23 protein-coding genes are annotated in these 25,614 nt (G+C 53.0%); 17 read left to right on the top strand and 6 right to left on the bottom strand.

The genetic code is table 11. The features are described from left to right. Positions 1–50: 50 nt before the first annotated feature. Positions 51–2,471, bottom strand: coding sequence for a glycerol-3-phosphate 1-O-acyltransferase PlsB (plsB, locus tag HV314_RS23485; RefSeq protein WP_046275043.1), 2,421 nt, complete (start codon positions 2,469–2,471; stop codon positions 51–53). A gap of 171 nt (positions 2,472–2,642) precedes the next feature. On the opposite strand from plsB, the gene HV314_RS23480 reads away from it, so the two are divergent. The 4 genes from HV314_RS23480 (at position 2,643) to HV314_RS23465 (ending at position 5,528) form a co-directional block, all read left to right on the top strand. After that, entirely contained in the window at positions 2,643–3,011 is a 369-nt protein-coding gene (locus tag HV314_RS23480) for a diacylglycerol kinase (protein WP_003826594.1), read from the top strand. A gap of 109 nt (positions 3,012–3,120) precedes the next feature. Continuing rightward, positions 3,121–3,729, top strand: a complete 609-nt coding sequence (gene lexA, locus HV314_RS23475; RefSeq protein ID WP_003826596.1) for a transcriptional repressor LexA — start codon at positions 3,121–3,123, stop codon at positions 3,727–3,729. Positions 3,730–3,863: 134 nt separating this feature from the next. Then, positions 3,864–5,183 (top strand): MATE family efflux transporter DinF, encoded by a 1,320-nt coding sequence (gene dinF, locus HV314_RS23470; protein WP_047357732.1) that lies wholly within the window; start codon positions 3,864–3,866, stop codon positions 5,181–5,183. 135 nt (positions 5,184–5,318) lie between these two features. After that, entirely contained in the window at positions 5,319–5,528 is a 210-nt protein-coding gene (locus HV314_RS23465; RefSeq protein WP_019077869.1) for a CsbD family protein, read from the top strand. Between the two features lie 48 nt (positions 5,529–5,576). On the opposite strand, the gene zur is transcribed toward HV314_RS23465, so the two are convergent. Continuing rightward, entirely contained in the window at positions 5,577–6,095 is a 519-nt protein-coding gene (gene zur, locus HV314_RS23460) for a zinc uptake transcriptional repressor Zur (RefSeq protein ID WP_003031709.1), read from the bottom strand. Positions 6,096–6,210: 115 nt separating this feature from the next. Between zur and HV314_RS23455 the strand changes: the two genes are divergently transcribed. The 3 genes from HV314_RS23455 (at position 6,211) to pspG (ending at position 8,181) form a co-directional block, all read left to right on the top strand. Next, on the top strand, positions 6,211–6,699 hold the full coding sequence (locus HV314_RS23455; RefSeq protein ID WP_016155350.1) for a cupin domain-containing protein: 489 nt from the start codon (positions 6,211–6,213) through the stop codon (positions 6,697–6,699). Between the two features lie 107 nt (positions 6,700–6,806). Further along, a complete protein-coding gene (dusA, locus tag HV314_RS23450) occupies positions 6,807–7,805 on the top strand; it encodes a tRNA dihydrouridine(20/20a) synthase DusA (RefSeq protein ID WP_016155444.1) in 999 nt (332 codons plus the stop codon). A 133-nt stretch (positions 7,806–7,938) separates the two neighbouring features. Continuing rightward, positions 7,939–8,181, top strand: a complete 243-nt coding sequence (gene pspG / locus HV314_RS23445; protein WP_016155352.1) for an envelope stress response protein PspG — start codon at positions 7,939–7,941, stop codon at positions 8,179–8,181. A 232-nt stretch (positions 8,182–8,413) separates the two neighbouring features. On the opposite strand, the gene HV314_RS23440 is transcribed toward pspG, so the two are convergent. Further along, entirely contained in the window at positions 8,414–9,397 is a 984-nt protein-coding gene (locus tag HV314_RS23440) for a quinone oxidoreductase (RefSeq protein WP_016155445.1), read from the bottom strand. Positions 9,398–9,461: 64 nt separating this feature from the next. Here HV314_RS23440 and dnaB point away from each other — a divergent pair, with 64 nt between their 5' ends. The 5 genes from dnaB to HV314_RS23415 all read left to right on the top strand — a co-directional run bounded on the left by dnaB (position 9,462) and on the right by HV314_RS23415 (position 14,773). Next, positions 9,462–10,877: a replicative DNA helicase gene (gene dnaB, locus HV314_RS23435; protein WP_003826610.1), complete on the top strand. Its 1,416-nt coding sequence runs from the start codon at positions 9,462–9,464 to the stop codon at positions 10,875–10,877. A gap of 47 nt (positions 10,878–10,924) precedes the next feature. Further along, positions 10,925–12,004, top strand: coding sequence for an alanine racemase (gene alr / locus HV314_RS23430; protein ID WP_016155354.1), 1,080 nt, complete (start codon positions 10,925–10,927; stop codon positions 12,002–12,004). 129 nt (positions 12,005–12,133) lie between these two features. Beyond that, a complete protein-coding gene (gene tyrB, locus HV314_RS23425) occupies positions 12,134–13,327 on the top strand; it encodes an aromatic amino acid transaminase (RefSeq protein WP_181546820.1) in 1,194 nt (397 codons plus the stop codon). Positions 13,328–13,576: 249 nt separating this feature from the next. After that, positions 13,577–14,290, top strand: a complete 714-nt coding sequence (aphA, locus tag HV314_RS23420; RefSeq protein ID WP_003826615.1) for an acid phosphatase AphA — start codon at positions 13,577–13,579, stop codon at positions 14,288–14,290. A 126-nt stretch (positions 14,291–14,416) separates the two neighbouring features. Further along, entirely contained in the window at positions 14,417–14,773 is a 357-nt protein-coding gene (locus HV314_RS23415; protein ID WP_016155357.1) for an MmcQ/YjbR family DNA-binding protein, read from the top strand. 94 nt (positions 14,774–14,867) lie between these two features. Here HV314_RS23415 and uvrA read toward each other — a convergent pair whose 3' ends face one another. After that, positions 14,868–17,690, bottom strand: coding sequence for an excinuclease ABC subunit UvrA (uvrA, locus tag HV314_RS23410; protein WP_181546818.1), 2,823 nt, complete (start codon positions 17,688–17,690; stop codon positions 14,868–14,870). A gap of 251 nt (positions 17,691–17,941) precedes the next feature. Here uvrA and ssb1 point away from each other — a divergent pair, with 251 nt between their 5' ends. Further along, entirely contained in the window at positions 17,942–18,469 is a 528-nt protein-coding gene (gene ssb1, locus HV314_RS23405; RefSeq protein ID WP_016155359.1) for a single-stranded DNA-binding protein SSB1, read from the top strand. A gap of 66 nt (positions 18,470–18,535) precedes the next feature. Here the strand turns inward: ssb1 and HV314_RS23400 are convergent, their stop codons facing one another. Continuing rightward, the gene (locus tag HV314_RS23400; RefSeq protein ID WP_016155360.1) at positions 18,536–18,817 is read right to left on the bottom strand and encodes a YjcB family protein; all 282 of its coding nucleotides are present in this window, start codon (positions 18,815–18,817) and stop codon (positions 18,536–18,538) included. 551 nt (positions 18,818–19,368) lie between these two features. Between HV314_RS23400 and HV314_RS23395 the strand changes: the two genes are divergently transcribed. Further along, a complete protein-coding gene (locus HV314_RS23395; protein ID WP_181546817.1) occupies positions 19,369–20,955 on the top strand; it encodes an EAL domain-containing protein in 1,587 nt (528 codons plus the stop codon). Positions 20,956–20,957: 2 nt separating this feature from the next. Here HV314_RS23395 and soxS read toward each other — a convergent pair whose 3' ends face one another. Then, positions 20,958–21,281, bottom strand: coding sequence for a superoxide response transcriptional regulator SoxS (gene soxS / locus HV314_RS23390; RefSeq protein ID WP_016155362.1), 324 nt, complete (start codon positions 21,279–21,281; stop codon positions 20,958–20,960). Between the two features lie 86 nt (positions 21,282–21,367). Between soxS and soxR the strand changes: the two genes are divergently transcribed. From soxR to HV314_RS23375, 3 genes are all read left to right on the top strand, one after another. Next, positions 21,368–21,826, top strand: a complete 459-nt coding sequence (soxR, locus tag HV314_RS23385) for a redox-sensitive transcriptional activator SoxR (RefSeq protein WP_016155363.1) — start codon at positions 21,368–21,370, stop codon at positions 21,824–21,826. Between the two features lie 604 nt (positions 21,827–22,430). Then, positions 22,431–23,780, top strand: a complete 1,350-nt coding sequence (gene ghxP, locus HV314_RS23380) for a guanine/hypoxanthine transporter GhxP (protein ID WP_016155449.1) — start codon at positions 22,431–22,433, stop codon at positions 23,778–23,780. 157 nt (positions 23,781–23,937) lie between these two features. Further along, complete coding sequence (locus HV314_RS23375; protein WP_016155450.1) at positions 23,938–25,584, top strand: Na+/H+ antiporter; 1,647 nt, start codon at positions 23,938–23,940, stop codon at positions 25,582–25,584. Positions 25,585–25,614: the final 30 nt, after the last annotated feature.

Raw genomic sequence — 25,614 nt, 5'->3', positions numbered from 1 at the left:
CGCTTTTTGTTTAGATGCTCGTTATACTTCAAACCATATCTGCCGCATATTTATTCGTCCTGAGCTGCGCTTTCAATGGTCAGACGCACATCTGACGTGACCAGTTCGGCCAACATCTGATAGATCTTCATCGTCTCTTCCGGTTCGGCATCTCCGGTATCGCTGATGAATCCCTCGTCACGCAGCGTCAGCACCAGAGAGCTGAACACGGCTTTATCGAAGAATTCCGGCGCGTTAATGCCGTGCAGTACGGAGAGGCGTTGCGCCACGGTGCGGCTCTCTTTCTCCAGCGTGCCACGGTTGATAGACGGGTTCGCGCTCAGCAGCCAGAAGGTAATGGCGTAGCGTTGCAACGTCTCGCGAGCACCCGCCGCCAACAGCTGTAGCGTACGGGAGCGGGCCGGATTGATATGCAATTCGTCATCGTTCAGGGCGATCAGTCCCTGGCGCTGCATTTCGCTGGCCAGTTCGTCAATCACTCCGGCGAGTTCATCACGCTCCCAACGTAAGAACAGCTCTGCTTTCAGCATCGGGTACAGCGCATCAATATGCTGCTGTAGCGCGGCGCGAGAAATACGACGATGCTGAGTCACAATGGCTGCCATTAACGAAGGCAGAACCAGCATATGCGCAATGTTGTTGCGGTAATACGTCATCAATACCGCCTGCTCGCGCGGCAGAATGATGATGTCACCGATGGTGTCTTTCTCGACCTCAAACTTATTCATCTGTAAGGCATGGTCGATCAATTCACTGGCGCTCTGCGCAGGAACCGTAGCATCCGCCGCGTACGGCACGTTGCGCAGCAGACTCAGATAGCAGTCGAGCTGTTCAGTCAGTTGCTCACGGGTCAGAGAGCGCTGGCGGGAGGCCAACAGCGCGGTACAGCACAGGTTCATGGCATTGGCCGCGCCTGCATTGTTAATGCGTACCATCAGATCGGCGGCAATGTTATTCACCGTCGGCGTCAGCCAGGCTGGGCGGATGGACTCGATAGGATCGATCGATTCACGCCACTCCGGTACATGCTGGTTGAGGTAAGTCATCAATGGCATCGGTTCGCCAAAGTTGACATACCCCTGACCCAGATTACGAAGCTTGCTCAAGCCACGCAGCATTTGCGGCAGACTCTCTTTCTCTTTCGTCGCGCCACGCAGCTCTTTCGCGTACGTGCCCACTTCCATTACGTGCTCGTAGCCGATGTAGATGGGTACGAGGGTAATCGGACGCGTACCGCCGCGCAGCATCGCCTGAATGGTCATCGACAGCGTGCCGGTTTTCGGGTCGAGCAGACGCCCGGTACGTGAACGGCCTCCTTCGACAAAGTATTCAACCGAGTAGCCGCGGCTGAACAACTCGCCCAGGTATTCGCGGAAAACGGTGGAATAGAGCTTGTTGCCCTTGAAGGTACGACGAATAAAGAACGCGCCCAGACGACGGAAAATCGGACCTGCTGGCCAGAAGTTCAGGTTGATACCGGCAGCGATGTGCGGCGGAACCAGCCCCTGGTGGTACAGAACGTACGACAGCAGCATATAGTCCATATGGCTGCGGTGGCACGGAACATAGACGATTTCGTGCCCATCGTGCGCCAACTGACGTACACGCTCCGCATTGTGAACGTTAATCCCCTGATACAGACGGTTCCAGGTAAAGCCCAGAATACGGTCTGTCAGACGAATCATCTCGTATGAGAAGTTAGCGGCAATCTCTTCCATCAGCGCAATGGCATTTTGCTGCGCTTTTTCGTGGGAGATTTTTTTACTGCGCGCTTCATCTTCTACCGCGCGAGCGATAGCTTTTGAGGCCAGCAGTTTATTGAACAGGTCCTGGCGGGCAGGGAGGCGCGGGCCGACTGCGGCCAGACGCTGACGAGCAAAGTGCATGCGCGCCACGCGAGCCAGCTTCTGAGCGATGATTTTATCCGTACCGTGTTCGTCCGCCATGCGACGCAGGGAGACCGACGGGGAGAAGCGGACAAAACTGTCGCGACCCAGCCAGGACACAGCAAAGAATTTCTGTACGCCGTTCAGCATGCGCAGCGGCGGATTGACCTCGCCTTTTTCACGCCCAGGCGCGCGGCCAAACATCACCGAAACCGGCACCATTTGCACATCCAGGTCTGGATTGCTGCGGTGCAAGTCGAGATAGTTATGGAACAGCTTAATGGACTCTTCTTTCGGCGTGTAATAGGTGAACACGCGCGGGCCGCCGTGAATAAACACGTAGCGCGGCAGCAGAGTTCCGTCTATCTCCAGCGGTTCCAGGGGATCCGGGAGATCGTGCACCAGACATTGGGCACGCAGCGTCAGCAAGTCTGCTTTTGAATTGTACGGTAGGACGTACATAATGGGACGAGAAGTATCGAGCCCCAATTCCGGGGCAGGTTCTGCCGGAATAGACTTGCTTTTTACCAGGACGCTTAATGGTAAATTCAGTAATTTGTAGTAAATTCGTGGCCAGCCGGACATAAACGATGTAAAGCCTCTGGTTAATAATGCAAATGCGCTGCAAGGATATCAGAAAGTTTAGTGAATTTCTGGTGTATCCGGTCATACTTCGCGCTGCTTTGCCACACCCTGAAACAAACGGGGTAACGTTACAATGACATTGACGCTAATAATGTAAAAAGGTTCTTTTTGATGGCCAATAATACCACTGGATTCACCCGAATTATCAAAGCTGCAGGCTATTCCTGGAAAGGTTTTCGCGCCGCATGGATCAATGAGGCGGCATTCCGCCAGGAAAGCGTTGCCGTGCTGTTGGGCGTAGCCATCGCCTGCTGGCTGGACGTTGACGCCATTACCCGCGTGCTGTTGATTGGTTCCGTGATGCTGGTGATGATCGTTGAAATCCTCAACAGTGCGATTGAGGCGGTGGTTGACCGTATTGGCTCTGAGTATCACGAACTTTCCGGTCGGGCGAAAGATATGGGCTCGGCGGCGGTATTGCTGTCTATTTTTGTCGCTCTGATCACCTGGGGCATCCTGTTGTGGTCGCATTTGCGATAAAGATTCCACAACTGCATAAATCTCCTGTTTTTTGTGCAGTTTGCGGTTCCAAAATCACCTTTAGCTGTATATACTCACAGCATAACTGTATATACACCCAGGGGGCGGAATGAAAGCGTTAACGGCCAGGCAGCAAGAGGTGTTTGATCTCATTAGGGATCACATCAGCCAGACAGGTATGCCACCGACGCGTGCGGAGATCGCGCAGCGTTTGGGGTTCCGTTCCCCAAACGCCGCTGAAGAACACCTGAAAGCGCTTGCGCGTAAAGGCGTACTTGAAATTGTATCCGGCGCATCGCGCGGTATTCGACTGCTGCAGGAAGAAGAAGAAGGGTTACCGCTTGTCGGACGCGTAGCGGCAGGCGAGCCACTGCTGGCGCAGCAGCACATCGAAGGCCACTATCAGGTCGATCCTTCACTGTTCAAACCGAACGCCGATTTTCTGCTGCGCGTCAGCGGTATGTCGATGAAAGACATCGGTATTATGGACGGTGATTTACTGGCTGTGCATAAAACTCAGGATGTGCGTAACGGTCAGGTTGTTGTTGCCCGTATCGACGACGAAGTCACCGTTAAGCGCCTGAAAAAGCAGGGCAACAAGGTTGAACTCCTGCCAGAAAACAGCGAATTTAAACCTATTGTTGTCGACCTGCGCGAGCAAAACTTCACTATTGAAGGATTGGCGGTAGGCGTCATTCGTAACGGTGAATGGCTGTAATTTTCTGTTGATTCCCTGTAGCCCGGGTAAGACGTTTACGTCGCTATCCGGCAACTTGCCCGGTGGCGCTATGCTTACCGGGCCTACACAGCATCTTTTTTCAGTACATCTAACTTCTTCTCAGGCTCTCCTGTATGCCTTTCTTTACCTCTTCTGATAAAGCACTCTGGCACCTCGCCTTACCGATGATCTTCTCCAATATCACCGTTCCCCTGTTGGGACTGGTGGACACCGCGGTGATTGGTCATCTGGACAGTCCGGTCTATCTTGGCGGCGTTGCTGTTGGCGCCACGGCGACCAGCTTTCTCTTTATGCTGCTGCTTTTTTTGCGCATGAGTACCACCGGCCTTACCGCGCAGGCATTTGGCGCGAAAAATCCGCAGGCGCTGGCGCGCGCGTTGGTGCAGCCGCTATTGCTGGCGCTGGGGGCGGGGCTGCTTATCGCACTGTTTCGGACGCCGATTATCGAGCTGGCTCTGCATATTGTCGGCGGAAGTGAGGCGGTACTGGAGCAGGCCCGACGCTTCCTGGAAATCCGCTGGTTAAGCGCACCTGCGTCGCTGGCGAATCTGGTGCTGCTCGGCTGGTTGCTTGGCGTTCAGTATGCGCGCGCGCCAGTTATCCTGTTGATTGTCGGCAATATTCTCAACATTGTGCTCGATTTATGGCTGGTAATGGGCCTGCATATGAACGTGCAGGGAGCGGCGTTAGCGACGGTGATTGCCGAATATGCCACGCTGCTGATTGGCCTGATGATGGTACGCAAAGTCCTGCATATGCGTGGAATTTCGCTGGCAATGTTGAAGCTGGCGTGGCGTGGCAACTTCCGTCGTTTGCTGGCGCTCAACCGCGACATCATGCTGCGTTCTCTGCTGCTACAGCTCTGCTTTGGGGCCATTACGGTTCTTGGCGCGCGTTTGGGAGGCGATATCATCGCGGTTAACGCCGTTCTGATGACTCTGCTGACGTTTACCGCCTACGCGCTGGATGGATTTGCCTATGCTGTGGAAGCGCATTCGGGTCAGGCCTATGGGGCGAGGGATGGCAGCCAGTTGCTTGATGTCTGGCGGGCGGCCTGTCGACAGTCCGGTATTGTGGCTATTCTGTTTTCGCTGGTTTATGCCCTGTTTGGCGAGCAGATCGTTGCGCTGCTGACCTCGCTGCCGCAAATCCAACTTTTGGCCGATCGCTATCTTTTCTGGCAGGTGGTTTTGCCGCTAGTGGGAGTGTGGTGTTATCTGCTCGACGGTATGTTTATTGGCGCGACACGGGCTGCAGAAATGCGCAACAGTATGGCCGTTGCCGCAGCAGGATTCGCATTAACGCTACTGGCTTTACCGTTGCTGGGAAATCATGGTTTGTGGCTGGCGTTAACCGTTTTTCTCGCGCTGCGTGGGCTTTCCCTGGCCTTTATCTGGCGGCGTCACTGGCGTAATGGAACCTGGTTTGCCTGAGCGGATGGTTAAAAATTCCGAATAATAAATAAAACCCAGAATCCCTGACTACACTTATTCTCACGTCCAGCAAAAACAGCATGTGTCTGGACATGGCACTCTCGCTATTCACAACCTAACGATGAGGACTTGATGATGAATAAAGACGAAGTCGGCGGTAACTGGAAGCAGTTTAAAGGTAAAGTGAAAGAGCAATGGGGCAAACTGACCGATGATGATATGACGGTCATTGAAGGTAAACGTGACCAACTGGTCGGTAAAGTCCAGGAGCGTTACGGTTACGCGAAAGATCAGGCGGAGAAAGAAGTGACCGATTGGGAAAAACGTAATGATTACCGCTGGTAATTAACCCTTCCCTCCTGAGAGTACAAGGATGTACGCTCTCCCACCCGTTTAACGCCCAACTTTCTTCTTCACCTGAATCGTATGGTCATGCTGGCATTCGCCAGGGTGACGACATGACTCAACCTCCACACAGGCCGGGCACAGTCCGTGGGCTTCAATAACGTTATGTCGCAGGGCAAAACCCATTTTTGCTGCCAGCGTATGCATGATGTCTTCCACGCCTTCCGCGCACTCTTCTTTTACCACACCACAGCGGTCGCAAATGAACATTGCGGAACTGTGGGTTGGCTGATCGAACAGATGGCAAAGCACATAGCTGTTGGTGGATTCCACCTTGTGCACAAACCCTTGTTCCAGCAGAAAATCGAGCGCACGATACACGGTCGGCGGCTTGGCCTGCGGCTCGGTTTCCCGCAACAGATCAAGTAGGTCGTAAGCGCTGATTGCGCCTTCCTGCAGGCTCATCAGGCGCAGCACTTCGAGGCGTTGTGGCGTAAGCCGTACGTTGCGTTGCGCACAGAGTTTTTCAGCTTGAGCCAATAACTCCTGCGTGGTGGTTTTGTCCATTTGGCGCCTCGATTTGCGTGCAAGGTTAATCCCTTACTTTAACATGTTCTGTTTAAAACACCGAGATCCACCACGGTGTGCTATACCTGACCCATCGCAATACTGGAAAATAATCATGAAAAGACCCGATTGTATTCGTCACTGGCGTGAAGTTGAGGGGGCTGATGACTCCACCTATCCCGACAGCGATGAGCTGTTTTCCATAGGTGCTCCGCTTGCCCGCAAGCTGGGGTTAGGGCGACTCGGCATTCATCATGAGCGCCTGCCGCCGGGCCGACGCACCTCATATCCGCACGCTGAAAGCGATGAGGAAGAGTTTATCTATGTGCTGGAGGGATATCCTGAAGCCTGGATTAACGGTTATTTATGGAAGCTGGAACCGGGCGACAGCGTCGGTTTCCCGGCGGGCACCGGCGTGTGTCACACCTTTATCAATAACACCAGTGAAGAGGTACGTCTGCTGGTCGTGGGTGAGGCGAACAAAAAATACAATCGTATTTATTATCCGCTTAATCCGGTTTATGCCGCCACGCGTGAGGACCGTTGGGTCGACCATCCGCCGCAGTTTTTTGGATCTCACGACGGAAAACCAGGGCGTAAATAGCGCTTGTCGGGGAGCAGGGAGGGGGAACTGCGAGGATGTGGCTCACTATCGTAACGGTCTATGCTATAGTAGCGCCCCTTTTTTAACCGGATGCTTGAATATTCGCCATGCTGCCTGAATCTCAGTCTACCGCTTTTCCCGCTCATCGTTTTTCTATCGCGCCGATGCTCGACTGGACGGACAGACATTGCCGCTACTTTTTGCGCTTACTGTCCAGCCAGACGCTGCTCTACACGGAGATGGTAACCACCGGCGCGATCATTCATGGTAAAGGCGATTATCTGGCGTATAGCGAAGAAGAACATCCGGTCGCTTTGCAACTGGGCGGGAGCGATCCGGCTGCGCTGGCGCAGTGCGCAAAGCTTGCTGAACAACGGGGCTATGACGAAATTAACCTCAACGTGGGTTGCCCTTCCGATCGTGTACAGAATGGAATGTTTGGTGCCTGTCTGATGGGAAATGCGCAACTGGTCGCTGATTGCGTCAAAGCGATGCGCGATGTGGTATCGATTCCGGTAACGGTGAAAACCCGTATCGGTATTGATGACCAGGACAGCTACGAATTCCTGTGCGATTTCATCAACACGGTCTCCGGTAACGGTGAATGTGAGATGTTTATCATCCACGCCCGTAAGGCCTGGTTGTCCGGGTTAAGCCCGAAAGAAAACCGCGAAATCCCACCGCTGGATTATGACCGTGTTTACCAGCTAAAGCGCGATTTTCCGCATCTGACAATGTCGATCAACGGTGGTATAAAATCGCTGGAAGAAGCGAAAATCCATCTGCAACATATGGATGGCGTGATGGTGGGGCGCGAAGCTTATCAAAACCCAGGCATTCTGGCGTCCGTTGACCGCGAGATTTTTGCTGTCACCAGCGAAGATGCCGATCCGGTCGCCGTAGTGCGTGCGATGTATCCGTATATTGAGCGTGAACTGAGTAAAGGAACCTATTTGGGGCATGTCACGCGCCATATGCTGGGACTGTTTCAGGGGATTCCAGGGGCACGGCAGTGGCGTCGCTATCTGAGCGAAAATGCGCATAAAGCCGGGGCAGATATTGAGGTTCTGGAACATGCGCTGAAGCTGGTGGCAGACAAACGTTAAGTTTTCGCCAAAAGTTAGTGAATTTCACCACGCCCTGCGCTTCGTCGCGGGGCGTTTGCTTTATAAATCAATATATTAATTTTGGCATGTTTCTTGTAAAGCTGTGGAGAGTATTTCATTTCGGGAGAGAGCCATGCTGGAACTACTTTTTGTGATTGGATTTTTTATCATGCTGATGGTCACCGGCGTATCTTTGCTGGGAGTGCTGGCCGCATTGGTGGTAGCCACTGTGGTGATGTTTTTGGGCGGACTATTTGCGTTGATGATTAAACTGTTGCCCTGGCTGTTATTGGCCGTTGCCGTGGTGTGGGTTATCAAGGCGATAAAAGCGCCAAAAGTCCCACAGTATCAGCGCAATAACCGCCGATTTTACTAAGGTATTGAGCGGTGTGTCACAACCTGCAACATTGCCTTTAGAAGCAAATAGGAATTGATTATCAAATCTGTCACTATTGCCAGGTTAACGAATTCATCGAGCTGTACCCTACATACAGCCGAACTAAAAAAAGAAAGGGCTTCCTACGGGAAGCCCTAATTCTTTCTTCCCCCTTCATAATTCAAACCGCAGGTTTGTTGGCGGCTTGAATTATTTAGCGGAAATGAGGGCATTACGGGATCAACAAACTCGACCCCTGTGTGGCCCGGCTTTCCAGCACTTCATGAGCACGCTGCGCGTCGTGCAGTGCGAACGTCTGGCCCGGTGCGACATCCACTTTGATCACTCCGCTGGCAATCAGCGAGAAAAGCTCATTGCTGGCTTCGGTTAATTCATGGTGGTTGGTGATGTAACCCTGGAGTGAAGGGCGAGTCACGTACAGCGAACCTTTCTGATTCAGAATGCCTAAGTTAACGCCAGTCACCGGTCCGGAAGCATTACCAAAGCTGACCATGAGCCCCCGGCGCTGCAGGCAATCCAGTGAGGCTTCCCAGGTATCTTTCCCCACCGAGTCATACACCACCCGCACTTTTTTACCGCCAGTGATCTCTTTTACTCGTTCTACAATGCTCTCTTCACGATAGTTAATGACCTGCCATGCGCCGGCCTGCAGCGCAATTTGCGCTTTTTGCGCATTACCGACGGTGCCAATCAGCTTCGCACCCAATGCTTTTGCCCACTGGCAGGCAATCATACCGACGCCGCCTGCAGCCGCATGAAACAAAAACGGTTCATCGGGCTGAATTTCATAGGTCTTACGCAACAGATAAAAAACGGTGAGTCCTTTAAGAAATGAGGCGGCAGCTTGTTCAAACGAGATAGCGTTGGGCAAAATAGCGGTTTTATCAGCCGGGACGTTATGCACTGAGCTATAGGCGCCCAGGGGAGACTGAGCGTAAACCACGCGATCGCCGGCTTTAATGTGCGTCACTTTGCTACCGACTTTACTGACCACGCCTGCGGCTTCGGTACCCAGACCGCTGGGCAGAGAAGGCGGCGGATAAAGACCACTGCGGATATAGGTGTCGATATAGTTGATCCCAATCGCTTTGTTCTCGACCTGGATTTCATTTTCCGCCGGGTCTACAGGCGTAAACTCCACAGCCTTGAGTACATCAGGGCCACCATGCTTGTGAAATTCAATACGTGTTGCCATGCTTCCTCCAAAAGAAATGTGGTAATCTTTCGACCCAATCATTATCTCGGTAACTCCATTCACTATGGCAGGAAATAAACCCTTCAACAAACAACAGACTGATGCTCGTGAGCGCGATCCCCAGGTCGCCGGGCTGAAAGTACCGCCGCACTCGATTGAAGCGGAACAGTCGGTGTTGGGCGGTTTAATGCTGGATAACGAGCGCTGGGACGATGTGGCTGAGCGTGTGGTGGCGGAAGATTTTTATACCCGGCCGCACCGGCACATCTTCACCGAAATGCATCGCCTGCAGGAGATGGGAAAACCCATCGATCTGATCACGCTTGCAGAATCGCTGGAAGTTCAGGGGCAACTGGACAGCGTCGGCGGTTTTGCTTACCTGGCTGAGTTATCTAAAAATACGCCAAGTGCAGCGAACATTAGTGCCTATGCGGATATTGTCCGCGAACGTGCCGTTGTTCGTGACATGATTTCGGTGGCGAACGAGATCGCGGAAGCTGGGTTTGATCCGCAAGGCCGTTCCAGTGAAGATCTGCTGGACCTCGCGGAATCCCGCGTCTTTAAAATTGCTGAAAGCCGCGCCAACAAAGACGAAGGTCCGAAAAATATTACCGATGTGCTCGACGCTACCGTCGCGCGTATCGAACAGCTGTTCCAGCAGCCACACGATGGTGTCACCGGGGTCAACACCGGTTATGACGACCTTAATAAAAAGACTGCTGGTTTGCAGCCGTCAGACTTAATTATCGTCGCCGCGCGTCCGTCGATGGGTAAAACGACATTTGCAATGAACCTCGTCGAAAATGCGGCGATGCTGCAAGATAAGCCGGTTCTTATCTTTAGTCTTGAAATGCCCTCAGAACAGATCATGATGCGTTCCCTGGCCTCACTCTCACGTGTAGACCAAACCAAAATCCGTACCGGTCAACTGGATGATGAAGACTGGGCGCGAATTTCCGGAACAATGGGTATTTTGCTGGAGAAACGAAACATCTATATTGATGACTCCTCCGGCCTGACGCCAACGGAAGTGCGCTCACGTGCCCGTCGTATCGCCCGCGAACACGGTGGTATCGGACTTATCATGATCGACTACCTGCAGCTGATGCGCGTGCCGTCGCTCTCCGACAACCGTACGCTGGAAATTGCTGAAATTTCCCGCTCGCTGAAAGCGTTAGCGAAAGAACTGCATGTGCCGGTGGTGGCGCTGTCGCAGCTTAACCGCTCTCTGGAACAACGCGCCGATAAGCGTCCGGTCAACTCGGATCTGCGTGAGTCCGGCTCCATCGAGCAGGATGCCGACTTAATCATGTTTATCTATCGTGATGAGGTTTATCACGAAAACAGCGACTTGAAAGGCATCGCCGAGATCATTATCGGTAAACAGCGTAACGGCCCGATCGGTACGGTGCGCCTGACGTTTAACGGTCAGTGGTCGCGCTTCGATAACTATGCTGGCCCGCAGTACGACGACGAATAACAACACTGAATCAGGTTACTCAAGCAAATACTTATCAAGGAATACAAATGCAAGCGGCAACTGTAGTCATTAACCGCCGCGCTCTGCGACACAACCTGCAACGTCTGCGTGAACTGGCTCCAGCCAGTAAACTGGTTGCGGTCGTGAAAGCGAACGCTTACGGCCATGGTCTGTTAGAGACCGCGCGAACGCTCCCCGATGCGGACGCTTTTGGTGTCGCTCGTCTTGAAGAAGCCCTGCGGTTGCGAGCGGGAGGGATCACGCAGCCCATCCTGCTGCTGGAAGGATTTTTTGATGCTTCCGATCTGCCGACTATCTCCGCGCAGCGTCTGCATACTGCCGTCCATAATCAGGAGCAGCTTGAAGCCCTGGAAGCCGCGGTACTGGCTGAACCGGTCACCGTTTGGATGAAGCTCGACACGGGAATGCACCGCCTGGGCGTGCGTCCTGAGCAGGCCGAGGCGTTTTATCAGCGCTTGACGCAATGTGAAAACGTGCGCCAGCCGGTCAATATCGTCAGCCACTTTGCGCGCGCGGACGAGCCTGAGTGCGGTGCGACCGAAAAGCAGCTCGATATCTTCAATAGCTTTTGCGCAGGTAAACCGGGTCAGCGTTCGATCGCCGCGTCGGGTGGTATTCTGCTGTGGCCGCAGTCTCACTTCGACTGGGCGCGTCCGGGGCTGATTCTGTATGGCGTATCGCCGTTGGAAAACCACTCTATCGGTGCCGATTTTGGCTGCCAGCCGGTGATGTCGCTCACTTCCAGCCTGATTGCGGTGCGTGAACACAAAGCGGGCGAGCCGGTTGGCTATGGTGGAACCTGGCTGAGCGAGCGCGACACGCGTCTGGGCGTGGTGGCGATGGGCTATGGCGATGGTTATCCGCGCGCTGCGCCGTCTGGGACACCGGTACTGGTCAATGGCCGTGAAGTGCCGATCGTCGGTCGCGTCGCGATGGATATGATTTGCGTCGATTTAGGTCCTGAGGCGCAGGACAAAGCCGGCGATTCGGTTATCCTGTGGGGTGAAGGCCTGCCCGTTGAACGCATTGCTGAAATGACGAAAGTAAGTGCTTACGAACTTATCACGCGCCTGACCTCAAGGGTGGCAATGAAGTATATCGATTAAATTCATGATGTGCCGGATAAGGCGGTTACGCCGCTGTCCGGCAATATTCCTCTCAACATCCTCTCGATCTTCTCCCGCTTCCGGTTTATTGTGTTCTTAACCCCTGCCTGTAAACCCGGAGAACCACACGTGTTTCAAAAAGTTGACGCCTACGCCGGCGACCCGATTTTATCGCTCATGGAGCGTTTCAAAGAAGATTCACGTAGCGACAAAGTGAACCTCAGCATCGGTCTGTACTACAACGAAGACGGCATTATTCCTCAGCTTAAAGCGGTGGCAGAAGCGGAAGCCCGACTGAATGCCAAACCGCATTGCGCTTCGCTGTATCTGCCGATGGAAGGTCTGAACACTTATCGCCATACTATTGCGCCGCTGTTGTTTGGCGCAGATCATCCGGTTCTCCAGCAGCAGCGCGTCGCAACGATTCAGACGCTGGGCGGCTCCGGTGCGCTAAAGGTTGGCGCAGACTTCCTGAAACGCTATTTCCCTGATTCTGGCGTGTGGGTCAGCGATCCGACCTGGGAAAACCACATCGCGATTTTTGAAGGTGCTGGGTTCGAAGTAAGTACTTACCCCTGGTATGACAACACCACCAATGGCGTGCGTTTCAACGACCTGCTGGCCACGCTGAACACCTTACCGGCGCGCAGCATCGTACTGCTGCATCCGTGCTGCCATAACCCGACGGGTGCGGATTTAACCCCCGCGCAATGGGATGGTGTCATTGAGATCCTGAAAGCTCGCGATCTGATCCCGTTCCTGGATATTGCTTACCAGGGTTTCGGCGGTGGAATGGAAGACGATGCCTATGCGATCCGCGCCATTGCCAGCGCCGGATTGCCTGCACTGGTCAGCAACTCATTCTCGAAGATTTTCTCTTTGTACGGCGAGCGTGTCGGCGGACTTTCAGTGGTCTGTGAAGACGCTGATGCCGCCAGCCGCGTTCTGGGGCAGCTAAAAGCGACGGTGCGTCGTAACTATTCCAGCCCGCCAAACTTTGGTGCGCAGGTCGTGGCCGCAGTGTTGGGTGATGACGCGCTGAAAGCCAGCTGGCTGGCGGAAGTCGAAGAGATGCGTACCCGTATTCTGGCGATGCGCCAGGCGCTGGTTAACGTATTGAATGCGGAGATCCCTGGTCGTAACTTTGATTACCTGCTGCAACAGCGCGGGATGTTCAGCTATACCGGACTCAGCGCTGCTCAGGTCGATCGCCTGCGCGATGAGTTCGGTGTGTACCTGATAGCCAGCGGTCGTATGTGCGTGGCCGGGTTGAATCACGGTAACGTGCAGCGGGTGGCGAAGGCATTTGCCGCCGTCATGTAACCGGGTTTTTAGGCCTGATAAGCGTCGCGCCATCAGGCATTGTATTGCCGGATAGCGGTGTAATCACCTTATCCGGCCTACTTTCTTTCACCGTGCTATTGGTCTGTTTTCCAATGTGATCATGCTCTTTTTCCAGGACAAAACCAGAGAAAATCCTTCCTTTCCCTCCCCCTAAGGGGTAAGGTCAGATAGTTTTTTGACCAGTTGTTAATAAAAAAATGATAACTAACTGACTACTTAGGGAAAAATATGCGCAAATTTACGTTGGCACTGAGTGCCGTTTGTTTATTGTTCACGCTAAATCAGCCGGCCCAGGCGTTAGTTTCCTCTCCCTCTCAGCTTAATCCAGGCACCAACGTTGCAAAACTCGCTGAGCAGGCACCCATTCACTGGGTCTCCGTGGCACAAATTGAAAACAGCCTGACCGGACGCCCGCCGATGGCCGTCGGGTTTGATATCGATGACACCGTCCTCTTTTCCAGCCCAGGCTTCTGGCGCGGAAAAAAAACGTATTCTCCGGACAGTGAGGATTACCTGAAAAATCCGGCCTTCTGGGAAAAAATGAACAATGGCTGGGACGAATTCAGCATTCCGAAAGAAGTGGCGCGTCAGTTGATTGATATGCACGTGCGTCGCGGCGACAGCATCTTTTTCGTAACCGGGCGTAGCCAGACGAAGACCGAAACGGTGTCGAAAACGCTGTCCGATAACTTTCACATCCCGGCCGGCAATATGAACCCGGTCATTTTTGCCGGTGATAAGCCGGGCCAGAATACGAAAACGCAGTGGCTGCAGGATAAAAATATCCGTATGTTCTACGGCGACTCTGATAATGACATTACCGCCGCCCGAGACGTGGGTATTCGCGGCATTCGTATTTTACGCGCTTCTAACTCCACTTATAAACCGTTGCCACAGGCCGGCGCGTTTGGTGAAGAGGTGATCGTCAACTCGGAGTATTGAGGACGTTGCTTGCGGTTGTTGTTTTTTTAAACAAATTTGCGTTACCTGCTTTTACCTTTTGCGGACTTGCTGCACACTGAATAAAAGATGTTCTCATTAGGCAATATGCTGGTAAGGGGAATTAAGATGACGAATTCGGAGTTGCTGCAATACTGCATGGCAAAAATGGGCGCCGAGCAGAGCGTACACAGTGACTGGAAGGCCACACAAATCAAAGTCGAAGATGTGCTTTTTGCCATGGTAAAAGAGGTGGAAGAACGCCCGGCGGTGTCACTGAAAACCAGCCCGGAACTGGCAGAGTTGTTACGTCAGCAGCATAGCGATGTACGGCCAAGCCGGCATCTCAATAAGGCGCACTGGAGTACGGTGTATCTGGACGGCTCGCTGCCGGATTCGCAAATCTACTACCTGGTAGACGCCTCTTATCAGCAGGCCGTAAACACGCTGCCGGAAGATAAACGCCGGATACTGGCGCAGTCCTGATCTGTTTTCCGCAATGAGGCGCCAGCGCCTTATCCGGCCTACAAGCAATGATGCATATTTTGTAGGCCTGATAAGCGTAGCGCCATCGGCATGATTACAACAGTGGTTTGAGGAAACGGGCCGTGTGTGAGGCTTCACACTCAGCGACCGTTTCTGGTGTGCCTGAAACCAGAATTTCCCCGCCGCCGCTGCCGCCTTCCGGACCGAGATCGACAATCCAGTCAGCGGTTTTTATCACGTCCAGATTGTGCTCAATCACTACGATGGTGTTGCCCTGATCCCGGAGCTGATGCAGCACGTCCAGCAGTTGCTGAATATCCGCAAAATGCAGACCGGTGGTCGGTTCGTCGAGAATATACAGCGTTTGACCGGTACCGCGTTTGGACAGTTCACGCGCCAGCTTCACGCGCTGCGCTTCACCGCCCGAGAGCGTGGTGGCGGACTGACCCAGTCGAATGTACGTCAGACCCACGTCCATCAGCGTTTGCAGCTTACGCGCCAGCGCCGGAACGGCATCGAAGAACTCACGCGCTTCTTCAATCGTCATATCCAGCACTTCGTGGATAGTCTTGCCCTTGTACTTAATCTCCAGAGTTTCGCGGTTATAGCGCTTGCCTTTACACTGATCGCACGGCACGTAGATATCCGGCAGGAAGTGCATTTCGACTTTGATCACGCCGTCGCCCTGACAGGCTTCACAGCGTCCGCCGCGGACGTTAAAACTGAAACGACCCGGAGTATAACCGCGCGCACGCGACTCCGGCACGCCGGCAAACAGTTCGCGCACTGGCGTAAACACGCCGGTGTAGGTTGCCGGGTTAGAGCGCGGCGTACGGCCAATCGGGCTTTGGTCAATGTCGATCACTTTGTCGAAATGTTCCAGGCCCTGAACATCACGATATGGCGCGGGTTCCGCCAGCGTGGCGCCGTTCAGCGCCGTCTGCGCAATCGGGAACAGCGTGTCGTTAATTAGCGTCGATTTACCCGAACCGGAAACACCGGTAATGCAGGTAAATAAACCAACCGGCAGCGTCAGGGTGACATCTTTCAGGTTGTTACCGCGCGCGCCGGTCAGCTTCAACACTTTTTCCGGGTCTGCCGCCACGCGCTGTTTCGGCACTTCAATCTTGCGCTTACCGCTCATGTACTGGCCGGTCAGCGACTCAGGCACGGCCATGATATCTTTTAGCGTACCTTCGGCAACCACCTGGCCACCGTGAACGCCCGCGCCGGGGCCGATGTCGATGACGTGGTCAGCGGCGCGAATCGCGTCTTCATCGTGCTCAACCACAATGACGGTATTGCCCAGATTACGCAGGTGGATAAGCGTGCCTAACAGACGCTCGTTATCGCGCTGATGCAGACCGATAGACGGTTCATCCAACACGTACATTACGCCGACCAGACCTGCGCCGATCTGGCTTGCCAGACGAATACGCTGGGCTTCGCCGCCGGAGAGCGTTTCTGCTGAACGCGACAGCGTCAGATAGTTGAGGCCGACGTTGACCAGGAACTTCAGACGATCGCCAATCTCTTTGAGAATTTTCTCTGCAATCTTCGCTCGCTGACCCGCAAGCTGCAGGTTGTTGAAGAAATCCATGGCGTGACCGATGCTCATGTCGGAAATCGCGGGCAGCGGCGTATTTTCGACAAATACGTGGCGGGCTTCCCGGCGTAAACGCGTCCCCTCACAGCTGGCGCACGGTCGGTTGCTAATGAACTTGGCTAATTCTTCACGTACCGCGCTGGATTCCGTCTCTTTATAACGGCGCTCCATATTGTGCAATACGCCTTCGAACGGATGGCGGCGTACGGACGTATCGCCGCGATCGTTCATGTATTTAAATTCGATATTCTCTTTGCCGGAACCGTACAGCACCACTTTATGCACGGCAGGGTTCAGGCTGGCCCATGGGGCTTCGACGTCGAATTTATAGTGTTCCGCCAGTGACTTAAGCATCTGGAAGTAATAGAAGTTACGGCGATCCCAGCCGCGGATAGCACCACCGGCCAGCGACAGTTCCGGATTTTGGATCACACGGTCAGGATCGAAATACTGCTGCACGCCGAGACCGTCACAGGTCGGGCATGCGCCCGCTGGGTTATTGAACGAGAACAGACGTGGTTCCAGCTCGCGCATGCTGTAGCCGCAGATCGGACAGGCGAAGTTGGCGGAGAACAGCAACTCTTCCGCTTTCGGATCGTCCATATCGGCGACCACCGCCGTACCACCGGACAGTTCCAGCGCGGTTTCAAAGGATTCAGCCAGTCGCTGGGTGAGATCGTCGCGTACTTTAAAGCGGTCAATCACCACTTCAATAGTGTGTTTCTTTTGCAGTTCAAGCTTGGGCGGATCGGAAAGGTCGCACACTTCACCGTCGATACGGGCGCGGATATAGCCCTGGCCTGCCAGGTTTTCCAGCGTTTTAGTATGCTCGCCTTTACGCTCTTTAATCACCGGCGCCAGCAGCATCAGACGTTTGCCTTCCGGCTGCGACAGAACGTTGTCCACCATCTGGCTAACGGTCTGGGCCGCCAGGGGAACGTCGTGATCCGGGCAGCGCGGTTCGCCAACGCGGGCAAACAGCAGACGCAGATAGTCGTGAATTTCGGTAATCGTACCTACCGTGGATCGCGGGTTGTGGGATGTCGATTTTTGTTCAATTGAGATGGCGGGAGACAGCCCCTCAATGTGGTCGACATCCGGCTTTTCCATCAGCGACAGAAACTGACGCGCGTACGCGGAAAGGGATTCAACGTAACGACGCTGCCCTTCGGCATACAAGGTGTCGAAAGCGAGCGAAGATTTGCCTGAGCCCGAAAGCCCGGTGACGACAATCAGCTTGTCGCGCGGGATGACGAGGTTGATGTTTTTGAGATTATGGGTGCGGGCGCCCCGAACTTCGATCTTATCCATTCATCTTTCCCGGATTAAACGCTTTTTTGCCTGGCTGCATGGTGCTACCGGCGATCACAAACGGTTAATTATGACACAACCTGACCTGAATGGATATACAGTATTGGAATGCAAAACGCAGATGCCTGTGCAACAATGTCTGTCTGGGGTTGTTTACTGGAATCGATCTCGCAACGTAGTAAAAGCGCTATTGGAAATGCTACAATCCCGCGCTTACACTTATTCAGTAACGTTTTTCAGGAGACACGATCATGGCCAGCAGAGGCGTAAACAAGGTGATTCTCGTCGGTAATCTGGGCCAGGACCCGGAAGTACGCTATATGCCGAATGGTGGCGCAGTTGCCAACATTACGCTGGCTACTTCCGAATCCTGGCGTGATAAAGCGACCGGCGAAATGAAAGAGCAGACTGAATGGCACCGTGTGGTGCTGTTCGGCAAACTGGCGGAAGTTGCCAGCGAATATCTGCGTAAAGGTTCCCAGGTCTATATCGAAGGTCAGCTGCGTACCCGTAAATGGACCGATCAATCCGGCGTAGAAAAGTACACCACTGAAGTTGTGGTTAACGTTGGCGGCACCATGCAAATGCTGGGCGGTCGTCAGGGTGGTGGGGCTCCGGCAGGTGGCGGCCAGCAGCAGGGTGGTTGGGGTCAGCCTCAGCAGCCGCAAGGTGGCAATCAGTTCAGCGGCGGCGCGCAGTCTCGCCCGCAGCAGCAGTCGGCTCCGGCAGCGCCGTCTAATGAGCCGCCGATGGATTTCGACGACGATATTCCGTTCTAATCCTTCTGCTTTTCGCTGAAAATTATGGCTACCTCAGGACTGGGGTAGCCATATGCAATTCTGTTATCAGTTCAGCACCATCGGCCAGTCTGGCGGTGTATGGCTCATCACTTCAACCATTACGGTTTCAATGTTCTTCCAGATTGCGGACATATCCACCAGGGTTATGCCGAGTAATCCGGTCGCAAACCAGCAGGCAAATACCAGCCCTAAACCGCTGCTAATGACGGCCAGGCCAATATAATCTGATTTACGAAAACGTATATTGAGCGTACTGGCTAAAAACATCAGCACTGCACTGAGTAATTGCCACCGCAGAAGAACTACGCCAGTTGTTATCGTTGCCATGAAAAACGTCCTCAGAAAGTCTGGATGCCCAGGACAGCGCGGGGGTGTTCACCGAGGGTGTAGTACTCTGGCTATCGACGGGCAATAACATGAATGAAACATCGTTTCTGTTACATGATTTTTGTGAACTATATCACATATGCTCGTTTGTTCACCAGTGTTGGGCGTATTTTTTGCAGGACGATAACCATGTTAAATATGTGGTTATATTCAAGGAAGCAACGATACTAAATAATCAATCTTAAAGATGTATTTTTATTACCTGTTTTATTTATCCTAAATTCATCGTTAAAAAAATCTAATGAATTTCTTAAATAAAGCCAGGATAGTGCTTATAAAAAATTACTCCTTGGGGATAATAACGTTATGAAATAAGCATAACTTTAAGTTTGCCTTACGGAAAAATAATATCATCATCAACTATTATCAGACTTTTACATAGAGAAGTCTGTTGCTAATACTGATAGATTCATGCAACTTAATCAGTCGGTGTTTATAGCATCTTGCCTTAATGGGTTCTAGCATATACGAAACAGGGAAACAGGGCTGACATGAATCACAGTGCGCGACGCAAGATACTGAAGTTCCTCGGAACATTCATGGTGGTATTGCTCCCCGTGGTGCTGGCGTTATGGTTTGCTCAAATCCGGGCAATGTCCGAAACCCGTAATCAACTTCGCTCTTTTGCGCAACTGGTGTTAAATAAAACTGAATTGGTGATCCAACAAGCCGATTTAGCGCGAGATATGGCCCTGTTGTATCAAGGTAAGATGTGTACCCCGGCACATCAGAAAAATATGCTAGATATTATTCGTGGTCGTTTATATATCAGCGAGCTAATTTATGCGCAGGGCGATCATTTTTTGTGCTCTACGTCGATGGCGCCGCCAGTCGCCTATATTATGCCGACCGCCGACTATAAACGTACGCCGGACATCTCCATTTATTACTATCGCGATACCCCCTTTTTCGCTGGCTACAGAATGACGTATATGCAACGTGGAAACTACGTTGTCGTCATCAACCCATTATCTTACAGCGAAGTTATGTCAGATGACCCGGACCTGTCCTGGGGCGTGTATGACACGGTAACGGGTACTTTTTTCTCTGCCAGCGAAGGGGCGCCTATTGCGCAGTTATTGCCGTTGGTGCACGGTGAAGCCTCAACCTTCCAGTTGGACGATCGCTTTTACACCAAAGTGCATTCAGAAAAACGCCCGATTGCGATTATTGTGTCGACCTCGGATAAACGCATACATTCGATTTTCTATCATGAGGCTGCCTTAACGATTCCTTTCGGGATTATCTGCAGCATCCTGATGCTGTTAATGTGGTGGCGCACGCGTCAGGAATACTTATCTCCCCGCCGCTTGTTAAAACGCGCAATCAAAAAACGTCAACTGTGTCTGCACTACCAGCCGATCATTGATATCGAAAACGGTCAGTGCGTAGGGGCTGAGGCTCTGCTGCGCTGGCCGGGCTGTGATGGTGAAGTAATGAGCCCAACCGAGTTTATTCCGCTGGCTGAAAAAGAGGGAATGATTGAGCGGATCACGGATTACGTGATTGAAGAGGTATTCAACGATTTAGGATATTTTCTTTCGGCGCATCCTCAGCTTTATATCTCGATAAACCTCTCTGCTTCTGACTTTCATTCATCCCGACTTATTGCCCTGATTACCGACAAAAACCGTGAGTACTCTGTGGCGGCCCAGCAAATTAAAGTCGAGGTGACGGAACGCGGGTTTATTGATGTAGATAAAATGACCGCGGTAATCCAGGCGTTTCGTCAGGCGGGTTATGAAGTGGCGTTTGATGATTTTGGGACGGGATATTCCAATCTACACAATTTATCCGCGTTGAATATCGATATCCTGAAGATCGACAAATCATTTATTAGTACGTTGTCCACCAACAGCACCAGTCACCGGATTGCCGAACATATCATCGAAATGGCGCAAAGCTTACACCTGAAGATGATTGCGGAAGGGGTAGAGACGGTTGAGCAAATCGAGTGGCTGCGCGAACGTGGCGTACAGTATTGTCAGGGCTGGTATTTTGCGAAGGCGCTGCCGCCACAGGAGTTCATGCACTGGATGCAACGGTCGCCCGCCATACTGACGCAGAGCGGGCAATAATCTTACAGGCGGTGGCGGTAATCGCTGGGGGTACGATCAAACTCGCGGCGAAACACGCGTGAGAAGGTTTGTTGTGATACGTAACCAAGATCCATTGCGATATCGAAAATAGGTCGCTCGGTCGTCCGCAGTTCAACAGCAGCCAGCAGGAGTCGACGCTGGCGGATATAGTCACCCAACGTCTGGCGCATCACCGTGCGGAACATTCTCTGTAAATACCACTTCGAGTAACCTGATTTTTTCGCCACCGCCTCAATGTTCAGCGGCTGATCGATATGGTCGTCAATCCATTCAATAAGGGTCTGAATAATCTGCTGATGGGACATAGGGCTGCCTCTTTTTCAGTATTCGATTCGTCGTTTTGTCTGTGGGCGAGTATAATTCCTCAAGTTAACTTGAGGTAAAGCGATTTATGGAAAAGAAATTACCCCGAATAAAAGCGCTGCTTACGCCAGGTGAAGTCGCAAAGCGTAGCGGCGTAGCGGTATCAACCCTGCATTTCTATGAAAGCAAAGGGTTAATCAGCAGTATGCGCAACAGCGGCAATCAGCGCCGATACAGACGTGATGTGTTGCGTTATGTGGCGATTATCAAGATTGCTCAACGCATCGGGATCCCGTTGGCAACGATCGGTGATGCGCTCGGCGTATTACCTGAAGGACATTCGCTCAGTGCTAAAGAGTGGAAGCAGCTCTCTTCGCAATGGCGTGAAGAGCTGGATCGACGCATTCATACTTTAGTGGCGCTACGCGATGAACTGGATGGGTGTATTGGTTGCGGTTGTTTGTCGCGCAGCGATTGCCCGTTGCGTAACCCAGGCGATCAGCTTGGCGAGAAGGGGACCGGGGCACGTCTGCTGGAAGATGATTGATGTGAAATATCTGATGGATTGACGGATATAAAACTAAAGCGCCACAGAGGGCGCTTTAGTTTGGTTCCGGTCTTTGTCTTTCACTCTATCCCGCTGGTTCACGGGAGGGTTTCCCCCGACATCAACACCCCTCAGTCGAGCACATTAGGTGAGGTTCCGGTCTGTGTTGATAATGTAATTGTAAGCCACCTCTCTCCATTTACCAGTGAAATGGTGATTTTTTAGCCAAAAAATTTTCCGCATCTTCACCGGTTTTCTTGCGCAAGTTTGCGTGAAAAAGGCACACCGATGTTGTAATAACTCCGCAAATTTTGTTGCCAGACTGCGTATTGACGATAACGTTTGCGCATCGACTGATTATTTATTGCGCGTTATAAGAAGAAATGAGTAAAAAGCGGCAAAGTTCAGTTGAAAACCAGCGTATGATCGCTGGATAATCGTTTGCTTTTTTTTACCACCCGTTTTTTATGCGCGGAGCTAAACGTTTGCTTTTTTGCGACACCCCTATTGACGCAAACCTGGCACATGGAGAAAACGTTTAGCAGGCAGTGGATTGTCCAGCACGCATAATGACGAAAAAATAAACTCTCAGGGGATGTTTTCTATGTCTACGCCTTCAGCGCGTACCGGCGGTTCACTCGACGCCTGGTTTAAAATTTCGCTCCGCGGCAGTACCGTTCGTCAGGAAGTCGTTGCCGGATTAACGACGTTCCTGGCCATGGTCTACTCCGTTATCGTGGTTCCGGGGATGCTGGGTAAAGCCGGATTCCCGCCTGCCGCTGTATTTGTGGCAACCTGTCTGGTCGCGGGCGTCGGTTCTATTGTGATGGGCCTGTGGGCAAACCTGCCGCTGGCGATTGGTTGCGCCATTTCTTTGACGGCGTTTACCGCATTCAGCCTGGTACTGGGACAACATATCAGCGTGCCTGTTGCGCTGGGTGCGGTGTTCCTGATGGGTGTCCTGTTTACCATCATTTCCGCGACCGGTATTCGTAGCTGGATCCTGCGCAATCTACCGCAGGGTGTTGCGCACGGTACGGGGATTGGTATCGGCCTGTTCCTGCTGCTGATTGCGGCAAACGGCGTGGGTCTGGTTATTAAAAACCCGCTGGACGGCCTGCCGGTTGCGCTGGGCGATTTCGATACCTTCCCGGTGATTATGTCGCTGGTAGGTCTGGCGGTGATTATTGGCCTCGAAAAACTGAAAGTACCGGGCGGCATCCTGCTGACTATTATCGGTATTTCCGTAGTGGGTCTGATTTTCGACCCGGCCGTACATTTCTCCGGTATTTTTGCCATGCCGTCTCTGAGCGACGAAAACGGTAACTCGCTGATCGGTAGCCTGGATATTATGGGCGCACTAAACCCGATCGTACTGCCGAGCGTGCTGGCGCTGGTCATGACCGCTGTCTTCGATGCGACCGGAACCATCCGTGCGGTAGCCGGACAGGCGAATCTGCTGGATAAAGACGGACAGATTATTGACGGCGGCAAAGCGCTGACCACCGACTCCCTGAGCAGCGTGTTCTCTGGCCTGGTGGGCGCTGCACCGGCGGCGGTTTATATTGAATCCGCAGCGGGTACGGCGGCAGGCGGCAAAACCGGCCTGACGGCGATCACCGTTGGCGTACTGTTCCTGCTGATCCTGTTCCTCTCTCCGCTCTCTTATCTTGTACCAGTATATGCAACGGCGCCTGCGCTGATGTATGTGGGTCTGCTGATGTTGAGCAACGTAGCGAAAATCGACTTTGCTGACTTTGTCGACGCTATGGCGGGGCTGGTAACGGCCGTATTTATCGTGCTGACGTGTAACATCGTGACCGGCATTATGATTGGCTTTGCTACCCTGGTGATTGGCCGTATCGTCTCTGGCGAATGGCGCAAACTGAACATCGGCACTGTGGTCATCGCCATCGCGCTGGTGGCCTTCTACGCTGGTGGTTGGGCTATCTAATCCTCATTTGATGAAGATTCTGAAAACGGGTGGCTTTGGCCGCCCGTTTTTATTTTCACAACACTCTCGTTGTCTTTTGCGTTACTCTCAAGTAGATAGAATTGAGGCACGACGCCTCTCATCACTGATCATAAGAAACATCGCAAACAGGGAACGCATGGAAATCTTTTTCACCATACTCATCATGACCCTTGTGGTCTCGCTGTCGGGGGTTTTTACTCGCGTATTGCCATTCCAACTCCCTTTACCCCTTATGCAGATCGCCATCGGCGCCTTGCTGGCGTGGCCGACGTTTGGTTTGCATGTGGAATTCGATCCTGAGCTTTTTCTGGTTCTGTTCATCCCGCCGCTGCTTTTCGCCGATGGCTGGAAGACGCCAACCCGTGAGTTTCTGGAGCACGGGCGAGAGATCTTCGGCCTTGCGCTGGCGCTGGTTCTGGTCACGGTGGTCGGGATTGGCTTTATGATTTACTGGCTGGTGCCGGGGATCCCTCTCATCCCGGCCTTTGCGCTGGCCGCTGTCCTGTCGCCAACCGATGCCGTTGCCCTTTCCGGCATTGTGGGAGAGGGACGCATACCGAAGAAAATCATGGGTATCCTGCAGGGCGAAGCGTTGATGAACGACGCCTCCGGTCTGGTATCACTGAAATTTGCCGTCGCCGTGGCGATGGGCACGATGGTGTTTACGGTTGGTGGCGCAACGCTTGAATTCTTCAAGGTAGCGATTGGCGGTATCCTGGCCGGTTTTGTCGTCAGTTGGCTGTACGGGCGCTCCCTGCGTTTTCTCAGCCGTTGGGGGGGTGATGAACCGGCAACGCAAATCGTTCTGCTGTTCCTGCTGCCGTTTGCGTCTTACCTGATTGCGGAACATATCGGTGTTTCCGGCATCCTCGCGGCGGTCGCAGCCGGGATGACGATTACCCGTTCCGGGGTAATGCGCCGGGCGCCGCTGGCGATGCGTTTACGTGCTAACAGCACCTGGGCAATGCTGGAGTTTGTGTTTAACGGCATGGTTTTCTTGCTGTTAGGACTGCAGTTGCCGGGGATTCTGGAGTCTTCTTTGGCGGCGGCAGAAGCCGATCCGAATGTTGAAATCTGGATGCTGTTTACCGATATCGTGCTGATTTACGTGGCGCTGATGCTGGTTCGTTTTGGCTGGCTGTGGACGATGAAGAAGTTTAGCCTGCGCTTCCTGAAGAAAAAGCCGATGGAGTTTGGTTCCTGGACGACGCGTGAAATCATGATCGCCTCCTTTGCGGGCGTGCGTGGGGCCATTACCCTCGCCGGTGTGCTCTCCATTCCGCTGCTGTTACCGGATGGTAGCGGCTTCCCGGCGCGATATGAGCTGATCTTCCTTGCCGCGGGCGTGATTCTGTTCTCGCTGTTTGTTGGCGTGGTGATGCTGCCGCTTCTGCTGCAACACCTGGAAGTGGCAGACCACTCGCAGCAGCAGAAAGAGGAACGAATTGCCCGCGCTGCCACGGCGGAAGTGGCGATTGTCGCCATCCAGAAAATGGAGGAGCGTCTGGCCGCAGACACCGAAGAGAACATCGACAATCAGTTGCTCACCGAGGTAAGTTCACGCGTCATCGGTAACCTGCGTCGACGCGCCGACGGACGCAACGACGTAGAAAGCTCGATGCAGGAAGAAAACCTCGAGCGGCGTTTCCGTCTGGCGGCCCTGCGTTCCGAGCGCGCGGAACTTTATCACCTGCGCGCCACGCGGGAAATCAGCAATGAGACGCTGCAAAAACTGCTGCACGATCTGGATTTGCTGGAAGCGCTGTTGATCGAGAACGAATAAACGGTTGTGCCTGATGGCGCTACGCTTATC

The sequence above is a fragment of the Citrobacter sp. RHBSTW-00887 genome (genome assembly GCF_013728095.1).
GTDB lineage: Bacteria > Pseudomonadota > Gammaproteobacteria > Enterobacterales > Enterobacteriaceae > Citrobacter > Citrobacter braakii.
Note: the sequence above shows the minus strand (reverse complement) of the source record. Positions and strands in the feature narration are given on the sequence as shown.

Coding starts and splice junctions, on each gene's coding strand:
- plsB (WP_046275043.1), bottom strand. CDS start 2,471: ATGTCCGGCTGGCCACGAATTTACTACAAATTACTGAATTTACCATTA.
- HV314_RS23480 (WP_003826594.1), top strand. CDS start 2,643: ATGGCCAATAATACCACTGGATTCACCCGAATTATCAAAGCTGCAGGC.
- lexA (WP_003826596.1), top strand. CDS start 3,121: ATGAAAGCGTTAACGGCCAGGCAGCAAGAGGTGTTTGATCTCATTAGG.
- dinF (WP_047357732.1), top strand. CDS start 3,864: ATGCCTTTCTTTACCTCTTCTGATAAAGCACTCTGGCACCTCGCCTTA.
- HV314_RS23465 (WP_019077869.1), top strand. CDS start 5,319: ATGAATAAAGACGAAGTCGGCGGTAACTGGAAGCAGTTTAAAGGTAAA.
- zur (WP_003031709.1), bottom strand. CDS start 6,095: ATGGACAAAACCACCACGCAGGAGTTATTGGCTCAAGCTGAAAAACTC.
- HV314_RS23455 (WP_016155350.1), top strand. CDS start 6,211: ATGAAAAGACCCGATTGTATTCGTCACTGGCGTGAAGTTGAGGGGGCT.
- dusA (WP_016155444.1), top strand. CDS start 6,807: ATGCTGCCTGAATCTCAGTCTACCGCTTTTCCCGCTCATCGTTTTTCT.
- pspG (WP_016155352.1), top strand. CDS start 7,939: ATGCTGGAACTACTTTTTGTGATTGGATTTTTTATCATGCTGATGGTC.
- HV314_RS23440 (WP_016155445.1), bottom strand. CDS start 9,397: ATGGCAACACGTATTGAATTTCACAAGCATGGTGGCCCTGATGTACTC.
- dnaB (WP_003826610.1), top strand. CDS start 9,462: ATGGCAGGAAATAAACCCTTCAACAAACAACAGACTGATGCTCGTGAG.
- alr (WP_016155354.1), top strand. CDS start 10,925: ATGCAAGCGGCAACTGTAGTCATTAACCGCCGCGCTCTGCGACACAAC.
- aphA (WP_003826615.1), top strand. CDS start 13,577: ATGCGCAAATTTACGTTGGCACTGAGTGCCGTTTGTTTATTGTTCACG.
- HV314_RS23415 (WP_016155357.1), top strand. CDS start 14,417: ATGACGAATTCGGAGTTGCTGCAATACTGCATGGCAAAAATGGGCGCC.
- uvrA (WP_181546818.1), bottom strand. CDS start 17,690: ATGGATAAGATCGAAGTTCGGGGCGCCCGCACCCATAATCTCAAAAAC.
- ssb1 (WP_016155359.1), top strand. CDS start 17,942: ATGGCCAGCAGAGGCGTAAACAAGGTGATTCTCGTCGGTAATCTGGGC.
- HV314_RS23400 (WP_016155360.1), bottom strand. CDS start 18,817: ATGGCAACGATAACAACTGGCGTAGTTCTTCTGCGGTGGCAATTACTC.
- HV314_RS23395 (WP_181546817.1), top strand. CDS start 19,369: ATGAATCACAGTGCGCGACGCAAGATACTGAAGTTCCTCGGAACATTC.
- soxS (WP_016155362.1), bottom strand. CDS start 21,281: ATGTCCCATCAGCAGATTATTCAGACCCTTATTGAATGGATTGACGAC.
- soxR (WP_016155363.1), top strand. CDS start 21,368: ATGGAAAAGAAATTACCCCGAATAAAAGCGCTGCTTACGCCAGGTGAA.
- ghxP (WP_016155449.1), top strand. CDS start 22,431: ATGTCTACGCCTTCAGCGCGTACCGGCGGTTCACTCGACGCCTGGTTT.
- HV314_RS23375 (WP_016155450.1), top strand. CDS start 23,938: ATGGAAATCTTTTTCACCATACTCATCATGACCCTTGTGGTCTCGCTG.